Source organism: Pseudarthrobacter oxydans (assembly GCF_030812335.1).
In the GTDB taxonomy this organism is placed as follows: Bacteria; Actinomycetota; Actinomycetes; order Actinomycetales; family Micrococcaceae; genus Arthrobacter; species Arthrobacter oxydans_B.
Genome location: NZ_JAUSSN010000004.1, coordinates 182080 through 198002, shown reverse-complemented (window position 1 = coordinate 198002; position 15923 = coordinate 182080). Strand labels below are relative to the sequence as shown.

The 15923-nt window shown below is 65.9% G+C and carries 10 protein-coding genes; 4 read left to right on the top strand and 6 right to left on the bottom strand.

What is annotated here, in order from left to right:
- Nucleotides 1-150: 150 nt before the first annotated feature.
- Entirely contained in the window at nucleotides 151-1593 is a 1443-nt protein-coding gene (locus J2W14_RS08420) for a PucR family transcriptional regulator (protein ID WP_307461123.1), read from the bottom strand.
- Between the two features lie 125 nt (nucleotides 1594-1718).
- On the opposite strand from J2W14_RS08420, the gene J2W14_RS08415 reads away from it, so the two are divergent.
- From J2W14_RS08415 to J2W14_RS08405, 3 genes are read left to right on the top strand one after another with little or no spacing between them, the layout of a single operon-like run.
- The gene (locus J2W14_RS08415) at nucleotides 1719-3077 is read left to right on the top strand and encodes an aminotransferase class III-fold pyridoxal phosphate-dependent enzyme (RefSeq protein WP_307461118.1); all 1359 of its coding nucleotides are present in this window, start codon (nucleotides 1719-1721) and stop codon (nucleotides 3075-3077) included.
- Nucleotides 3078-4214, top strand: a complete 1137-nt coding sequence (locus tag J2W14_RS08410) for a CaiB/BaiF CoA transferase family protein (RefSeq protein WP_307461114.1) — start codon at nucleotides 3078-3080, stop codon at nucleotides 4212-4214.
- A complete protein-coding gene (locus tag J2W14_RS08405; protein ID WP_307461111.1) occupies nucleotides 4211-4882 on the top strand; it encodes an acyl-CoA dehydrogenase family protein in 672 nt (223 codons plus the stop codon). Before J2W14_RS08410 ends, J2W14_RS08405 begins: the two co-directional genes overlap by 4 nt.
- Nucleotides 4883-4896: 14 nt before the next feature.
- Here the strand turns inward: J2W14_RS08405 and J2W14_RS08400 are convergent, their stop codons facing one another.
- The 4 genes from J2W14_RS08400 to J2W14_RS08385 all read right to left on the bottom strand — a co-directional run bounded on the left by J2W14_RS08400 (nucleotide 4897) and on the right by J2W14_RS08385 (nucleotide 11751).
- Entirely contained in the window at nucleotides 4897-5616 is a 720-nt protein-coding gene (locus J2W14_RS08400; protein ID WP_307461107.1) for a ZIP family metal transporter, read from the bottom strand.
- A 554-nt stretch (nucleotides 5617-6170) separates the two neighbouring features.
- The gene (locus tag J2W14_RS08395) at nucleotides 6171-7526 is read right to left on the bottom strand and encodes a purine-cytosine permease family protein (protein ID WP_307461104.1); all 1356 of its coding nucleotides are present in this window, start codon (nucleotides 7524-7526) and stop codon (nucleotides 6171-6173) included.
- A 158-nt stretch (nucleotides 7527-7684) separates the two neighbouring features.
- Nucleotides 7685-9694, bottom strand: a complete 2010-nt coding sequence (locus tag J2W14_RS08390) for a hydantoinase B/oxoprolinase family protein (RefSeq protein ID WP_307461102.1) — start codon at nucleotides 9692-9694, stop codon at nucleotides 7685-7687.
- A gap of 2 nt (nucleotides 9695-9696) precedes the next feature.
- Nucleotides 9697-11751 (bottom strand): hydantoinase/oxoprolinase family protein, encoded by a 2055-nt coding sequence (locus J2W14_RS08385; RefSeq protein WP_307461099.1) that lies wholly within the window; start codon nucleotides 11749-11751, stop codon nucleotides 9697-9699.
- A 156-nt stretch (nucleotides 11752-11907) separates the two neighbouring features.
- Here J2W14_RS08385 and J2W14_RS08380 point away from each other — a divergent pair, with 156 nt between their 5' ends.
- A complete protein-coding gene (locus J2W14_RS08380) occupies nucleotides 11908-13509 on the top strand; it encodes a helix-turn-helix domain-containing protein (protein WP_307461097.1) in 1602 nt (533 codons plus the stop codon).
- 148 nt (nucleotides 13510-13657) lie between these two features.
- On the opposite strand, the gene J2W14_RS08375 is transcribed toward J2W14_RS08380, so the two are convergent.
- Nucleotides 13658-15874 carry a S9 family peptidase gene (locus J2W14_RS08375; protein WP_307461094.1) on the bottom strand — a complete coding sequence of 739 codons (2217 nt, stop codon included), beginning with the start codon at nucleotides 15872-15874 and terminating at the stop codon, nucleotides 13658-13660.
- Nucleotides 15875-15923 lie beyond the last annotated feature (49 nt).

Below are 15923 nucleotides of genomic sequence, written 5' to 3'. Positions count from 1 at the left end.
GCAGTGAAACCGGGCAGGGACCGGTTCCGGACTGTCCATTGAGAGTAGGCAACCTGACAGCGCCCGTCATGGTGCAGAATGTCGTAAGTTGGCTTTATCTTTGTACGATTCGCCGAAACGTTGTGGCGGGACGGCAGCAGGCGGACTGTTCTACTCTTGGCGCGGCGCCTGCGTCCGGCCTCGGAGGGCCAGCCAGAGCTGGGCTGCTACGTCGGGGTCGTCGAGGTCCACGCCGAGGAGTTCCTTGGCCTGGGCAATCCTGTAGCGCACCGAGTTCCGGTGTACGCCGATTTCGCGCCCGGCGGCCTCCCACTGCCCACGGTGGGCCAGGTACGCGCGGACAGTTTCGAGGAGGTGGCCCGGGTGCGCTACCAGCGCGTCCACCCATTCGTCGGCCGGCAGATCGAGCCCGTGCCCGACGCGGATGAACTGTCCGGGCGGGGCCGAGGCCGCAATCTCGGCGACCTGGGCGCCGATTTCGTGCAGGCGCCGGAGCGGCATCGGGCCGCCCCACGCGCCGCGGGCACCCTTGGGCAGCTTCGGTGAGGGGCTGGATGCTGCCTGGAGCACGAACATCACACCGGAACGTTCGAGCACGAGTCCGTCCGGGTGGGGCTGCGATGCCAACTCTTCAAGGTCTGGGAGCACCGCGACGAAAGCTGTCTCGGGGAGCGGGTCGGACTCCATTTGCTTAGCGAGGAGGCGCGCGGCGTCGTCATGTCCCTCCAGGACGAGCGCTGCGAGCATCCCTTCGGCGCGGCGCCGTTCAGCTGCCGCGCGGCGTTGTCCTGCCGCCCGGGCGGCAAGGAGCGTGGACGCGGTCAGGAACAGGTGGCGTTCTGCAGCAGCAAGTTGTCCGCTTCGACCCAGCGCGAGGTAGCCAGACATCGCCGGAGCGGCGGAGACCGGGTAGAGGGAGGCGGTACCGGATGCGAGTTGGATATTGCCGGTCGCCCCGCGGCGGGCGGTCCGCAGTCTGACAGATTCGCGGGCCAGTTCCGCCAGCAGTCCGGCCGGCAGTTCACCGCCGCTGGCAGCCGACGACGACGGCGGCCCGTCACCTTCCGGTAAGTAGGCAACCCAGGTGCCGAGGGCGCGGGAGAGTTCACGGACGATCTCGGGCTCTGCATTTTCTTCCGCGGCGGCGCGTGTCAGTGCCACCTGAAGTCCCAGCAGGGCCGTGAGTTCGGCCTCGCCGCCTTGTCTGACAAGCTCCCAGTAGGCCCGCGATACGGCCAGGAAAGGTGATTCCCGGGGGACCGTCAGGAGGGGAAGGCCCGATTCCACGCAAGCGGCCCGGAGCTCGTCTGGCACCATGGCGTGGCCTGAGCCCAGGCCCAAACCCAGAGCTGCCACTCCGCCCTCGACGAGTCGTTGCACATAATCACGGGCCGCGTCCGCCCGGGCGTCACCGTCGAGGCCGCCGAGCTGCAGACCCACGGTGAGGAGCAGTTCGCCTCCGTAAAGGAACACGGTCGGGTCCTCGAGCTCGGACACATGAACGCCCGTGAGCTCAACACGGGGGAGCGGGACCGGCCAGTAGGGCACCAGGTCGGGCTTGGCGGCCTCGACAAGCCGGGCGAGGGTGATCATGCATAAATCATAAGCTGGGAGCCTTTGTACGATTCGGAGATCACGCCTCTCCAAAGGGCCGAATCATCCAAAGACAGCAGGCTGCGCCGTCCCTATCGTGGAATCCACTACATGAGGAGGACCACTTGACCGTCACACCAGAGACCGCCACGAGCCCGGCCGCTGATCCGGCCAGCGTCACGGCAACAGCCCGCCGCCTGCTCACCGAGCTCCCGGGCCCGCGCTCCCGTGAACTGGAAGCCGAACGCCGCCGCCATGTCACCAACGCCTTCGGCATCACCATGCCCGTGTTCATCGAGCATGCGCAGGGCTCGCTGCTCGTGGACGTTGACGGCAATCACCTGATCGACTTCGCCTCCGGCATCGCGGTGACCAGCGTGGGCGCAGCGAACCCGAAGGTGGCCAAGCGCGCCGCCGCCCAGCTCGAGCGGTTCACGCACACCTGCTTCATGGTTACCGAATATGCGTCCTTCGTTGACGTCTGCCGGTGGCTCAACGAGCACACGCCCGGCGACTTCGAGAAGCGGACCGCCCTGTTCACCACCGGTTCGGAGGCTGTGGAAAACGCGATCAAGGTCGCACGGGCCGCAACCCGGCGCCCGAACATACTCGTCTTCGACGAGGCCTACCACGGACGCACCCAGCTCACGATGGCCATGACGGCGAAGGAAAACCCGTACCGGCTCAACTTCGGACCCCTTCCGGGTTCCGTGTTCCGCGGTCCGACGGCGCCCGCGCACACCTCCCCGGACGGGCCCGGGGAAGCCCTCGGACGGATCGAGGCCCTGCTTGCCCAGAACGGGCCGGAGACCTTCGCCGCCATGGTCATCGAGCCGATCCAGGGCGAGGGTGGCTTCATCGTCCAGGCCCCCGGGTTCCTCACCGGGCTGCGGGAGATCGCGACGCGCCACGGCATCGTGCTGGTCATCGACGAGATCCAGACCGGTCTGGGCCGCACCGGCAAACTGTTCGCTTCCGAGCATGAGGGAATTGCCGGGGACATCACGTTGACCGCGAAGGCCCTCGGCGCGGGTCTGCCGCTCTCGGCCGCCACCGGGCGGGCCGAACTCATGAATGCCGTTCACCCGGGCGGACTTGGCGGAACCTATGCCGGCAACCCGGTTGCGTGCGAGGCCGCCCTGGCGGTATTCGAACTGCTGGAAGAGGGCGCCCTCCTCGACAACGCGGGTCGCATCGAGACCGCGGTGCGGGGGCGCCTGGAGCCGCTGATGGCTCTGGACGGCGTCGCGGATGTCCGCGGCCGGGGCGCCATGATGGCGATCGAGTTCCGCGACAGCTCAGGTCCCCGGGGGGACCTTGCCGCCGCCGCCGCCAAGGCGGCCAATGCCCACGGGGTCCTCACGCTCACCTGCGGCACCAACGGAAACGTGATCCGCCTGCTTCCCCCGCTGGTGATCGAGGCCGACGTCCTCGACGAGGGGCTCGCCGTGCTGGAGGCATCCATTCGCTCGGTGCTCTCATGAGTGTCCGAACGGCCAGGAACCGGGGACGATACGCGCCAGTGGGCACCGCCGTCGTCGAAAACGGGGGCAACCTACTTCGAGAGCGTCAACCGGAACAAGGAATCCGTCACGCTGGACCTGAGCGACCCTGAGGACCTGGAGCTTGCCCGGGAACTCGCGCGCCGCGCCGACGTATTGGTCGAGAACTTCAAGCCGGGCGGGCTTGCCGGCCTGGGGCTTGGGTACGAGGCGCTCGCCGCGGAGAACCCGGGGCTCGTGTACGCGTCGATCTCCGGCTTCGGCTCCACCGGCGGCCGGGGTCTGCCAGGGTATGACTTCATCGTCCAGGCGCTCGGCGGGCTCATGAGCATTACCGGCGACCCGGCCGGCGAGCCCTACAAGGTGGGGGTCGCCCTGGTCGATGTCCTGACCGCGAAAGATGCCACAATCGGCATCCTCGCCGCCCTTTCCGAGCGTGCTTCCTCAGGCCGGGGGCGCCGGATCGAGGTCAACCTGCTCTCAAGCCTCCAGGGCGCACTCGCCAACCAGGGACAGGCGTATCTGGGGGCGGGCGTCGTGCCCCAGCGGATGGGCAACGACCACCCCTCCATCGTCCCCTACCAGCTCCTGGCCACAGCGGACGCGCCTCTGGCCGTGGCCGTGGGCAACGACGCGCAGTTTGCGCGGCTTTGCGAGGCCATCGGGGCGCCGGAGCTCGCTGTGGACCCGCGCTTTGTGACCAACGCGGACAGGGTCAGGCACCGCCGCGATCTTGTCCCGCTGCTTGAGTCCTGGCTGGCCGAGGCAGGGGCGGCATCGTGGCAGGAGGACTTTGCCGCCGTCGGCGTACCCGCCGGCCGGGTGGCCAGCATCGGGGGAGGCATCGCCTACGCGGAGTCCCTGGGTCTGGCACCGACCATCGAAGTGCTCGACGCCGGCGGCACCGTCGTCGGACGCCAGATCCGCCACCCGATCACCTGGACGCCGCCGCTGCCGCCGCTGACCCACGCGCCGCCGGCGCTCGGGGAGCACACCGAGGACGTTGTGGACTGGCTGCGGCGGTCCGGGACCGACAGCCTCTCCTCACTGCCCCCTGGCCCGGCGGGCTACCATTCCCAGTCCCATTCCTATTCAGGCCCAGGAAGGACCGCATTATGAGCCTTGCCCCCAGTTCAGCCCACTTCGAGGCAGCCGCTGCCGTGGACCCCTCGGACCTCATCTCGTTCGACTCCGTCCTCAGCGCCGAAGAGCTCGCACTGCGCGGCCGGGTCCGGACGTTCGTGCGGGAGGAAATCAAGCCGAACATCGCCAGGTGGTATGAGGAGGCCCGGTTCCCGATCGAAATTGTGCCCGAGCTGGCCAAACTCGGCCTGCTCGGCATGCATCTCAAGGGCTACGGCTGCGCCGGCGGCACAGCGGTCGAGTACGGCCTCGCCGACGCCTTCGAGGACGCTCTCACCTACTCCACGGAGCGCCTTCAGTTCGGCCGCCCGCTCGCCGGGTACCAGCTCACCCAGCAGAAGCTCGTGAACATGGCGCTGGAAATCAACAAGGGATTTCTCCTGGCCCTGCACTTGGGGCGGCTCAAGGACGCGGGAAAACTGCAGCCCCATCAGATCAGCGTGGGCAAACTCAACAACTGCCGCGAGGCGATCGGCATCTGCCGCGAGGCCCGGACGATCCTTGGCGGCAACGGGATCACCCTCGAGCACTCACCGTTGCGGCACGCCAACAACCTCGAATCGGTGCGAACCTACGAAGGCACCGACGAAATCCACACCCTCATCCTTGGTCAGAAACTGACGGGCGTGGGAGCCTTCCGGTGAGTGTCCCCGCGGCCTCAGTGCCCGCCGAGGATTTCCACAAGGGCGAACGAGAGGCCGAATCCGACGGCGATCGCGATGCCGGCGGCGGCGCCGGCGTCCTGGAGCCCCTCCGGGACCATACGGGTCGTGACGTTCGTCAGGATGCCGCCGCCGGCGCAGGCCAGCGCGAAGGCCACCACCTCGGGCGGGGCTGCCCGCAGCAGCACCGTGAAGAGGGCGACCGATGCGCCGCACAAGAACGTCATGGCCAGCCAGGCGGACATGACGTGGCGGGTGGTCATGCCTGACTTGCGCAGCGGTCCGGTGTCGGCCATGGCTTCGGGCACGCCACAGAGGAAGACTGCGGCAAGCACCGCGGCAGTGATGCCGTAGCCGCCGAGTAGCGCCCCGGTGATAACAACCGCTTCGGCAACCACGGACAGCCCGATTACAAGGAATCTAGGCTCGTGGAGGGGAGGTTCGGACAGCCGCCGGCCGCGCACGGCACCCGTCACCACCCACGCCGTCGCCACGGCCCCGCTGATCAGTCCCACTCCGACATAACCGCTTCCACCGGCCAATCGCCCGGCCTCGGCGACGAGCTTGTAGGCGACGGCCGAGAGCAGGGCGCCGGCACCGAGCCCGGTCAGGATGCCGAGCAGGACGCTGTTGCCAACGCGCCACCGCAGGGCGAGCAGTCCACCCAGGAAGTACGAGGACCCGGCAAGCAGACCCCAGCCAAATGCCTGCAGCATCGGCGCCCCTTTCGGCATAGGAACTAAAGCCGCGCCTAGGCATCATCGCGAAGGGCCGCGGGAATGGCAAGGGCTGCGCGCGAGGCGCCCCTCGCACTGGCGTAACGGCAGCACTGTCCGGGACCCAGTGAGCTGAGCCCCCGGGGGCCGGTTGCACCTGACGCATCGTCGTAGGTGGCTCTTTCCTACCTCGGGTTTTGACCGCCGTGCGCTGGCGCCGTCGTGAGCGTCGATTGGGTGCTCCGCCGCTCGACGTCGCCTTCACTGGTCACGGGGCTTGTCCACTTTGACTGCTGCATGCCGGCGAGCGGCAGCCGGCCACTGCTGGGTTCCGGTGATACGAAACGCCGGTTGCTGTTGGCCTGTACCAGGGTTCTATTTTTCACGTCTTTGAGTCCTTTCGGTGCAGCGAGGGGTCGAGTTTATAAACGGAATCCACACTTTTGTACTTCTCGCCGGTACTTCGAGAATGCACCCCGGTCCCCTGCATTGCCGAACTCCACCGAACGACTTTGTCCGGTGGAGTTCGGCTGCATTTGGACGCGATAGGGGCTTCAGCCGGCCTGACGCGTTATGGCAAGGTCCAGCTCTTCATCGGCAGCGTCTGTCTCAATGGAACTGATCAGTCGCGGCGGTGAGAGTTTGTAGGCCGCGTAGTAGACGCCCGCGGCCAGGGCCATTGTAATCAAAGGCGTTAGCTGGGACACGACCGGCCACACTGTCTGTTCAGTGAGCACAATTCCCACTGCTGAGGCGAACACCCAGGCGACTGCCCCGGGGCTGATCGCCTTGAGGTTGGCCGGCCTAATATCAGGGACAAGGTCCTGCTTTTTCCAGTTCAGGCCGATGTATACCAGGGCGATGGCAACCCAGGCTGTCACAAAAACGCCTTGCCAGGCCAGGGCCTTGAGCAGGTAGCTCAATACGTCTGTGAGCATGAGCAAGAAGGCCAGCGCGCCGCTCAAGATAACCCAGACATAGCGGGGCAGGTCAAGCCTGAATACTCTACTGGCGAAGGCTGAAAGGTTTTCTGAGGCGAGGAAGTAGTTGGCTGTGTTGATGCGGGTCTGTGAAATGAGAATGACCAGCAAGCCGACGAGTCCCAGCGATGAGATAAACGCCTGGACGACTCCGGTTTCGGAGGCTTCAATGCGCCATGCACTCATGATGTAGATGCCGACCAGCCCGTTCAGCCCGAAGGTGAATGCGTAGAAGACCCAGCCGAACGTCACTGTCCCCAGGAATTTCTCGTCTTTTTCACGTCCGAGACGGGCATAGTCAAAGGTGTACATCATCATGATGTAGACACCCATGTAGATAAGGTACGAGGTCAGCCAGCCCGGCAGCGCCGACGAAGCGGCGGCGTCGCCGATCCAGTCAGTGGGCACGCCCTTGATCAGGGTGGCCGCAACGACTACCGCTACCAGACCTGCAACGTAGAGCGGGAGCAGGACGCCGTTGAGTTTGTCCAGCCAGTTCTGCACGCCACCCAGGGCCAGCGGTATGGCGTAGAGCACCACCACGCCATACCAGACCATGATGCTTCCGCCGAAGTACTCGTGGAACGCGACGGCGATGATGGATCCTTCGAACACGGCGTAGTAGATGGCAGTCGCTGCGAAGATCAGCGACGCCAGGGCGGAGCCCACCAGCCCGAAAAGCGTCCGGGAGAAGAGGCTGACGGTAAGCCCTGTCCGCGCCGCATAACGCGACAGGACCGTGTTGATGGCACCGTAGGTGGCAATGGTGAGCGCCATCCCAATCAGGGTGTTCGTCACGCCGACTGCTCCGGCCGAGGCCACGGCTATGTAGATCCAGAACATCGCGGAGAATACGGCCCACCAGGCCATGGTGAGTGACAATCTTCCGGCACGCATACGGGCCGGCAGGACATAGTTTGAGTACGACAATTTCGCACCTTTCACATCGTTTGAGGAAGCTGAGGAAGCTAGGGAAGGAATGCCTGGCCTTGGACCGTTCGCGGGGATCTGCCGCGGATGCAGGGCCCTATACTGCCGGGCCCGCCGGCGCGATCAGCGCCGGCGGGCCCGGTTTGGTCAGAATGCGCCTAGTGCTGCCAGTGGGACGAGGAACGCATCTCCATGCTCTTGCGGAACTCTGAGGTGGTCTCCGGGAACAGCTCCCCGGTGCCCCAGTCCAGGATGACGCCGTGGCGGCGGATCACGTCGAGCATGTCCACCTCCCCGGCGCGGTACTTCTCCGCCACGGCGACCGGATCGGCGGTCAGCCAACCGGTCCGGTGGGCGCGGATCTGCTGCCGCAGTTCGGTGCTGGCTGCCTGGTCGATCTCGAACTGGTCCAGTTCGCGGTCAATTTCGCGGATGATGACGCCGTAGTCCTTCGCCGCCCGTTCGATCGACACGTACTCGTCGATAACATCGTCCAGGACTTCGTCGAAGGGGCGTTCCAGGGGATCGCCATAGCCGCCCCCGCCGGCGGATGGGCGGGTGAACGAGTCCCCGGACTCCAGCGGAACCGCTGAGAAGTTGGAACCGAGGAACTTTTCCTGATCGGTGCCCTTGTTCATCCAGACACCGTGCGGGATGGACGGCAGGCCGCCTTCGATCCCCCAGGTGATGGAGCGTGCACGGTCGCAGCAGTAGCTCATCACCGTCTTCGTCGCGTCGACCAGGGTGCCGCCCTTTTCGATGCCAAGGCCGCCGCGGAACCTGCCGGGCCCGCCGGAGTCGGTGGCGATCTGGTGCACGGTGGTCAGGACTGGCGACAGCCGCTCCTGCCCTTCGATGGGCTGGACCGCCAGGCCGGGGCCGAAGACCGGGGCAGTGGCGCTGGACCCGTCCTTGGAGGCTCGGCCACCCCAGCCGCCCGCCATCCAGTCGTACCACATGAAGTAGGGGTTATCGTCGGTGCGGCCATCGCGGCCACCCACCAGCAGGTACTCGAGGTTGAACGCACATGCCATGGCCCGCTCGGGCATGATCTGGGACCACAGCTCGAAGATCCCGTTCATCAGCTTTTCGTAGGGACCGGAACAGAACCCGGTGACCGCGTAGGGCCAACCGGCGTTGACCACGGTGCCCTCCGGCCCGATTTCCGCATCGACCGCGGCGTAGAAGCCGGAGTTCAGCGGAACATCCGGGAAGAACGTCTTGGTGCCGGCGTAGATGGCCGAGTGGGTGGTGCCGTAACCGGAGTTAAGGAAGGTTTCGACGGCGGGCGCGGAACCGGTCAGGTCATAGTGGATCCCCTTCCCGTCCAGCGTCAGCTTGATCCTGATGGGCACCAGGCCCTCGCCCTTGCCCGGGTCGAAGTCGATGTAGTCGGTGGTCTCCCACACTCCCTGCGGCAGCGATTCCAGCCGGCGCAGGACGATCCGTTCAACGTAGTCCTGGGTTTCCTGCATCGCGGCGACCACCGTCGATTTGGAGTACTTGTCCACCAGGCGGAGGACTTCGCGCTCGCAGACCGCTGTGGCTTCTGACTGGGCGTGGAGGTCGCCCATCGCCTGGCGCGGTGCCCGGGTGTTAGACACCAGGAGCTGGGCGACGTCGTGAAGGAAGACACCCTTGCTCCAGATCCGCACGGGAGTGATCCGCAGGCCTTCGCCGAAATGCTCCTTGGCGTTGACATCGAATGACCCCGGAACGTTGCCGCCGATGTCAGCCCAGTGGCCCTTGTTCTGGGCGAAGGCGATCACCTCGCCCTCGGAGAAGATCGGCCGGATGAAGCTTACGTCGTTGAAGTGCGTGCCGCCCCGGTAGGGGTCGTTGATGGCGAAGACGTCCCCGGGGTGGATGTCTGTTCCGAACTCCTCGATGACGGCCTTGCACTGGAAGTGCAGGGTGCCGACGTGGACGGCAATGTCGCCGCTGCCCTGCATGACGGTGTTTCCGTTCGCGTCGCAGAGGGCGGAGGAAAAGTCACGGGAGTAGATGACGAAGGAGTAGCAGGTCCGGAGAATCTGCTCGCTCATCAGATCGACGCTGGTGACGAAGGCGTTTTTCAGCACCTCGAACGTCACGGGGTCAAGGCCTGATGCCTGGCGCGCATCGGTGTGGGCGACATGGAGATCTGGCATGGTGATCACGTCGGTCATGATTAGGCTTCCTGCTCGTCTTTGAACTCTGTGAGGTGGATCCGGATGTTGAGCCACTCGTCGATCTCGGCGGTGGTGCGCGGGGGCACCACCGTTGTGGAGTCAAGCTGGTCGATGATCGCGGGACCCGGGAACGTTGCGCCGGCGCCGAGTTTGGTGCGGTCGTAGACGGGGGTATCGACCCAGCCGTCCTGGCCGAAGTACACCGGCCGGACCGAATCGGGCTCGCCGGGCTCAGAGACCCATTCCTTAGCCGGCGCGAAGGAGGGCTTGGGCGTCTTGCCGATTGCGGAGAGCTGCAGCTGGTAGATCTCCACGGGCTGGTCGTCCTGGCGGAACGCGAATTCGCGCTCGTGCTGCTGGTGGAAGCTCTGGATGGCTTCTTCCAGAGCGCCGGCGCCGGTTCCCATATTCACGGCCAGCGAACGCCACTGCCCCTGGTAGCGCATCGAGATGATCCGCTGCAGGACCGAGTCCTCGTCGGACACGCCTTCGTGGCGGAGCCGGGCGGTGGCCTCCGTTTCGAGGGACTTGTACTTGCTCTCCAGGTCTTCCGGATCGGCGTCGGAGGCAACGGCCGTGTACATCGCGGACAGGTCGTGCCGGATGTCCACCAGGAGGCATCCCAGTGCGGACGTGACGCCAGGGTTGGGCGGCACGACGACGGTGGGAATGTTCAGTTCCCGGGCCACCTCCGCGCCGTGCAGGGCGCCCGCGCCGCCGAAGGCGATCAGCGCGAAGTCCCGGGGGTCGTAGCCGCGGCGGATGGAGATCAGGCGGACAGCGTCGGCCATGTTGGCGTTCGCGACCTGGAGGATGGCGTGGGCGGCCTCCGCTTCGCTCATGTCCAGCGGTTCGGCGATGGCACGCTTGATCGCGGCCTGCGAGAGTCCGCGGTCCAGCGCCTTCGCGCCGCCGGCCAGGGTGGACCCGAGCCTGTTCAGGACCACGTTGGCGTCGCAGTTGGTCGGCTCTTCGCCGCCCATGTTGTAGCAGGCGGGTCCCGGATCGGCGCCCGCGGACTGCGGGCCGTTGCGCAGCGAACCGGCAATGTCGATGTGCGCAATCGAGCCGCCGCCGGCTCCGATGGTGAGCACCTCGATGCTGGGGAAGACGATGGGGTGGCCGTATTCAACCTGCCATTCCTTGGTGATCCGGAGCTCACCGTCGGAGACCAGGGCAATGTCGGTGGACGTGCCGCCCATGTCGAGGCCCACAGCGTTTTCGAAGCCACACTGCTGGGCGACGTGCTTCGCCGCGATGGCGCCGGCCGCGATGCCGGACGCTGCGAGGCGCACCGGGTAGCGCTTGACCATGCGCGGGGTCATGGAGCCGCCGCCGGAGTGCAGGAGCAGCAGGTCGCCGTCGTAACCGCCGGTCTTGAGCTCGTCGGCGAGGCGGCTGACGTAGCCGGACACCAGGGGTCCCAGCACGGCGTTGGAGACGGCGGTGTTGAAGCGGTCGTGCTCGAAGATCTCGGGCAGGATCTCGGCCGAGGTGGAGACCGTGGCCTCCGGGAGTTCCTCTTCCAGGATTTTCCGCATCCGGATTTCGTGCTCGGCGTTGGCGTAGGAGTTGATGAAGCAGACGGCGATGGTGGTGACGCCACGCTTACGGAGCACCGCGGCAAGACGGCGGGCTTCATCCTCGTCCAGGGGCGCGACGATGTTGCCGGCGAAGTCAACACGCTCGGTCACCTCGAACCTGTCGCGGCGGCGGATGTAGGGACCGGTTACGTCGTTGTAAGCGTCCCAAAGATCGTCCTTCGTGCCGTCCCGGATCTCGATGACATCCCTGAACCCTTTGGTCGTAACCATGGCTGCCGGCGGGAAGTTCCGGGTAATCAGGGCGTTCGTTGCCACCGTGGTGCCATGCGAGAACAGCGACACGTCCGCCAGATTGATCTCGGCACGTTCCACACCGCTCAATATCGCCAGCATGGGGTCTGCCGGGGTCGACGGGACCTTGGTGACACGCATACGCTGCGTTTCTTCATCGAAAATGCAGACGTCGGTAAAGGTGCCCCCGACGTCGACTGCGACTCTGAGATTGGACATCTATGTTCCTCCAGGAAGCTGATTGGGTACCAACAACGATCCGATGTGACGTGGGTCTCTGTCACTGGCGAAACTAAAATAAAGGGGAGAGGCCGTTGTGAGATTTACAATCAGCTCCAACGGGGCCTTCCGCTCCCTGCTGCCAGGAGGCTCCAGATGCCCGACAAGCCGCCCATCACGCTTGATGACGTGATATCGGAAGCACCCTTGGGCCTGGCCCCGGTAGTTCCGGGCAACCCCGCCGCCGTCATAACGGGAGCGCACACCAGTGACATCCACAATCCGGCGGCCTGGCTGGAGCCGAACAGCGTGTTGCTGACCACCGGGTTGAGGTTTGTGAACGCCGAACGGGACGAACGGCTGGCCGTGGCTCTTGTGGAAGATCTCAGGAAAGCCCGGGTGGCAGCGATCTTTTTCGGCGTCGGGATCTACTTTGACCACGTGCCCGCCCAGCTCGTCTCGGCCTGCAAACGGGCCGGCTTCCCGTTGTATACGGTGGCAGCAGAGGTTCCCTTCCACCGCATCGAGAACTTCATCAACAAGTCGCAGGCGTCGCCTGACGCCTACCTGCAAAAGCGCGCACTGTGGCTGAGCAATGACCTGCTGCAGAGCATTTCAGCTGAGGATCCGGTCAAATCCCTCATCGCCAGACTCGCCACGGCGTGCCGGGGTACAGCGGTGCTTTACGAAGATTCCGGGCGAATCGTCGAATCCTCCGGGGACGGCCCGACCCACTTGATCTGGAAAGAGTTGCGTAACCGCAAGAACGAGTCTGATCCCATAGTGATCGGCCAGTGGGGAGTCGTGGCGAGGCCACTGGTGCTTCGAGGCGATGGCTTCGTCCTGGCCGTGGCCAGCAGGAACCACCGCGTATTGAAGGATCTCGGCGACGTCCTGCTGGAAACGACGCTGCGGCTCCTGGCGGCAGTTAAGGGGATCGCTCAGTTCTCAGATTCCAGGGAACGGCATGAAAACACGCAGTTGCTGACCATGCTGCAGGACGGTGTGCCGGTGGCCCGCGAGTTCAGGCACTGGGAGCGGATGCGCGCATTCCGGTTTGCGCCCTACGAACCGCTCCGGGCCGTGGTGGCTGCAAATCTCGCCCAGGAGCCCTTGGACCCTTCCTTTTTCGAACTGCTCTTGCGAGGAGCGGAAGTCAGCGGCCTGGGGCTCTTACTGGCAGCGAACGGACGAACCCCTGAATACCCGCCGGGCTTTCACGCTGTGGTCTCCAACTCATCAGCCTTGGATGCCTGGCTGGAGCTGACCGACAGGGCAGTGTTCGTCGGCCTGTCCGAACCCTATTCCGATCTTGCCAGGACCCCCGAGGCGTTCCGGGAAGCAGAAGCGGCAGCAGGAATTGCCCGCCGGCAAATCCAGGCCGCATCGACCACCGCCTCCGGCGCCTATCGGGGAATCGTCCGACTGGATGAGGTCGACCCGGCCACGTGGCTCCTTGCACGCCAGCAGTCTGTCCAGGATAAGGAGGACAAGCTAAAACGTTTTGTTGAAGGCCTGAACGCCGACAGCGAACTGAAACAGACGGTCATCTCCTACCTCGTGAACGACCTGGACGTCGCGAAAGTCGCCGGTGAGCTGTTTGTCCACCCGAACACTGTCCGGTACCGCCTGAAGAAGGCTGAAAACCTGGTGGGCGGGTCGCTTTCAAGCCCGCGGACCATCACGAACCTTTATCTCGCCTTTCATGACGACGTCGTTGCTTTGAGCCAGACGCTGCACGAATCGCGCGATTCCTAAAAACATCCAGCCGGCCCGGCGCAGTCATGGCCATCGGCACCCCGGGGGGCGGCGCGGCATCCCCGGCCCAGCCCATCGACTGCTCCGCAACGGCCCTTCTGGGGGCCCAAAAGGGCGGTTACGGAGCAATCGATGGGGAGGAGGGGCCCTACTTCAGCCCGGCCCCCGGCAGCAGCTCCGTGGCGCCGAGGGAGTCGGCGACGAACGCGTAGTCCCAGGCCCGTTCCTTCCACTGCACGTAGCGGCCCGAGGCGCCGCCGTGGCCGCCCTCCATCTCGATCTTCATCACGATCGGCTCGCTGCCGGTGTTGAGTTCACGCAGCCGCTGCACCCACTTGGCGGGCTCCACGTACAGCACCCGGGTGTCATTGAACGAGGTGACTGCGGCGATCTTGGGGTACGCCACCGCGCGGACGTTCTCGTACGGCGTGTAGGACTTCATGTACTCGTACACGGCGCGGTCGGTGATCGGGTTGCCCCATTCCTCCCACTCCAGCGCGGAGAGCGGCAGCTCCGGATCCAGGATGGTGGTCAGGGCGTCCACGAACGGGACGGCGGCCACGATCGCCGCGTACTTCTCCGGGGCCTGGTTGGCGACCGCGCCCATCAGCAGGCCGCCGGCCGAGCCGCCCATGGCCGCGATCCGGGCCGGGTCCACCCAGCCGGACTGCGCCAGCCAGTCGGTGGCCGCGATGAAGTCCGTGAAGGTGTTCTTCTTCTGCAGCTTCTTGCCGGTGTCGTACCAGTGCCGGCCCAGTTCCCCGCCGCCGCGGATGTGCGCGATCACAAACACGATGCCCCGGTCCAGCAGGGACAGCCGGGGGATCCCGAAGCCGGGGTCCATGCTCAGCTCGTAGGAGCCGTACCCGTAGACCAGGCCCGCCGCCGTCGAGTCCCGCTTGACCGAGGCGTGCCGCAGCACCGACAGCGGGATCCGGGTCCCGTCGGCGGCCTCCGCCCATTCGCGGGTGGCGACGTAGTCCGCGGCGGAGTAGCCGCCGAGCACCGGGCTTTCCTTGCGCAGCAGCAGCTCGCCGGCGGGCTGTTCCGCGGTGGGCAGCACAAAGTCGTAGACCCGGGACGGCGTGAAGTAGGAGGTGTAGCCCATCCGGATCACGGGGGCCTCGTAGTCGGAACCGGCCACCCCCGCGGTGTAGAGCTCCTCCTCGAAGGCCGGCTCCACCGGCGCGCCCTGCTCCGGCGTGCCCAGCCCGGCCAGCGGCAGCACCTGCACGCGCTCGATCGTGTCCTTGCGGACGGAGACCACCAGGTGCGTGGAGGTGACGCCCGCGCCGTTCACGCGCACCTCATCGGAGTGCTCGACGACGGTGGTCCAGTGCTGCTCGGCGACCGGCTTTCCGAGCTCGGCCGGGTCAAGCAGCGAGACCATGGAGTTGATGGCGTCCCTGTTGTGGGTCAGGACGATGGCCTCGGCCGGCGTCCCCGCGGCGTCCGCCAGCAGGAAAGGCTCGGCCTCGTAGAGGATGCGTTCGTCCCGGGAGATCACGGTGCTCAGTCCGGCGTCGAGCGCGTCGAAGCGCAGCAGCCGGGTCTCGCTGAACTCGGAGCAGCCGATGCTCAGCACCAGGTGGCGGCGGTCGGCGGAGAGCTCGAAGCCCAGCCACATGGCGACGTCGTCCTCCTGGTAGATGATCTCGTCGCCCTCGACGGGCGTGCCGAGGACGTGGGATTTCACCTGGTAGGGCCGCCAGGAGTCGTCCACCACGGTGTAGAAGATCCGGGTGCCGTCGGGGGAGAAGGAGATGCCGTAGAAGATGTTCTCGATCACGTCGGGCAGGAGTTCCCCGGTCCGCAGGTCCTTGATGCGCAGCGTGAACCGCTCGTCGCCGGCGTTGTCCACGGCGTAGGCGTAGAGGTTCCCGTCGATGGTCACGGCGGCGCCGCCGACGGCGAAGAACGGCTTGCCCTCGGCCTCGACGTTGCAGTCCAGCAGGATTTCCTCGCCCGGAACCTCGACGCCGACCTCGACGGCGGGGGGCGTCCAGTCGGCGACGCGGTCCCCGGTGTCCTGGGCCCGGACGCGGCACTGGATGCCGTATTCCTTGCCCGCCACGGAACGGGTGTAGTACCACCAGCCGTCCTTGCGGTTGGGCACGGAGAGGTCCGTCTCCTGGGTGCGGCCCTTGATCTCGCCGAAGATGGCCTCGCGCAGCGGCTCCTGGTGCGCGGTCACGGCCTCCTGGTAGGCGTTTTCGGCCTTGAGCAGCTCGACGACCTCGGCGGATTCCTTGTCCCGCAGCCACTCGTAGTTGTCCTCGAAGGCATCACCGTGGTGCGTGCGGAGGGCGGGGATCTTCTTGGCAACCGGGGGCTGCGGGGACGGCTGCACGGGAGTCTGGGTCATGGACCCAATATATAGAGCCACGGTCACCCCTGGCGTGGGCGTTCGCTAC

Excerpts from the sequence above, each read along its gene's own strand:
- J2W14_RS08420 (WP_307461123.1), bottom strand. The coding sequence starts at position 1,593 with ATGATCACCCTCGCCCGGCTTGTCGAGGCCGCCAAGCCCGACCTGGTG.
- J2W14_RS08405 (WP_307461111.1), top strand. The coding sequence starts at position 4,211 with ATGAGCCTTGCCCCCAGTTCAGCCCACTTCGAGGCAGCCGCTGCCGTG.
- J2W14_RS08400 (WP_307461107.1), bottom strand. The coding sequence starts at position 5,616 with ATGCTGCAGGCATTTGGCTGGGGTCTGCTTGCCGGGTCCTCGTACTTC.
- J2W14_RS08390 (WP_307461102.1), bottom strand. The coding sequence starts at position 9,694 with ATGACCGACGTGATCACCATGCCAGATCTCCATGTCGCCCACACCGAT.
- J2W14_RS08385 (WP_307461099.1), bottom strand. The coding sequence starts at position 11,751 with ATGTCCAATCTCAGAGTCGCAGTCGACGTCGGGGGCACCTTTACCGAC.
- J2W14_RS08380 (WP_307461097.1), top strand. The coding sequence starts at position 11,908 with ATGCCCGACAAGCCGCCCATCACGCTTGATGACGTGATATCGGAAGCA.
- J2W14_RS08375 (WP_307461094.1), bottom strand. The coding sequence starts at position 15,874 with ATGACCCAGACTCCCGTGCAGCCGTCCCCGCAGCCCCCGGTTGCCAAG.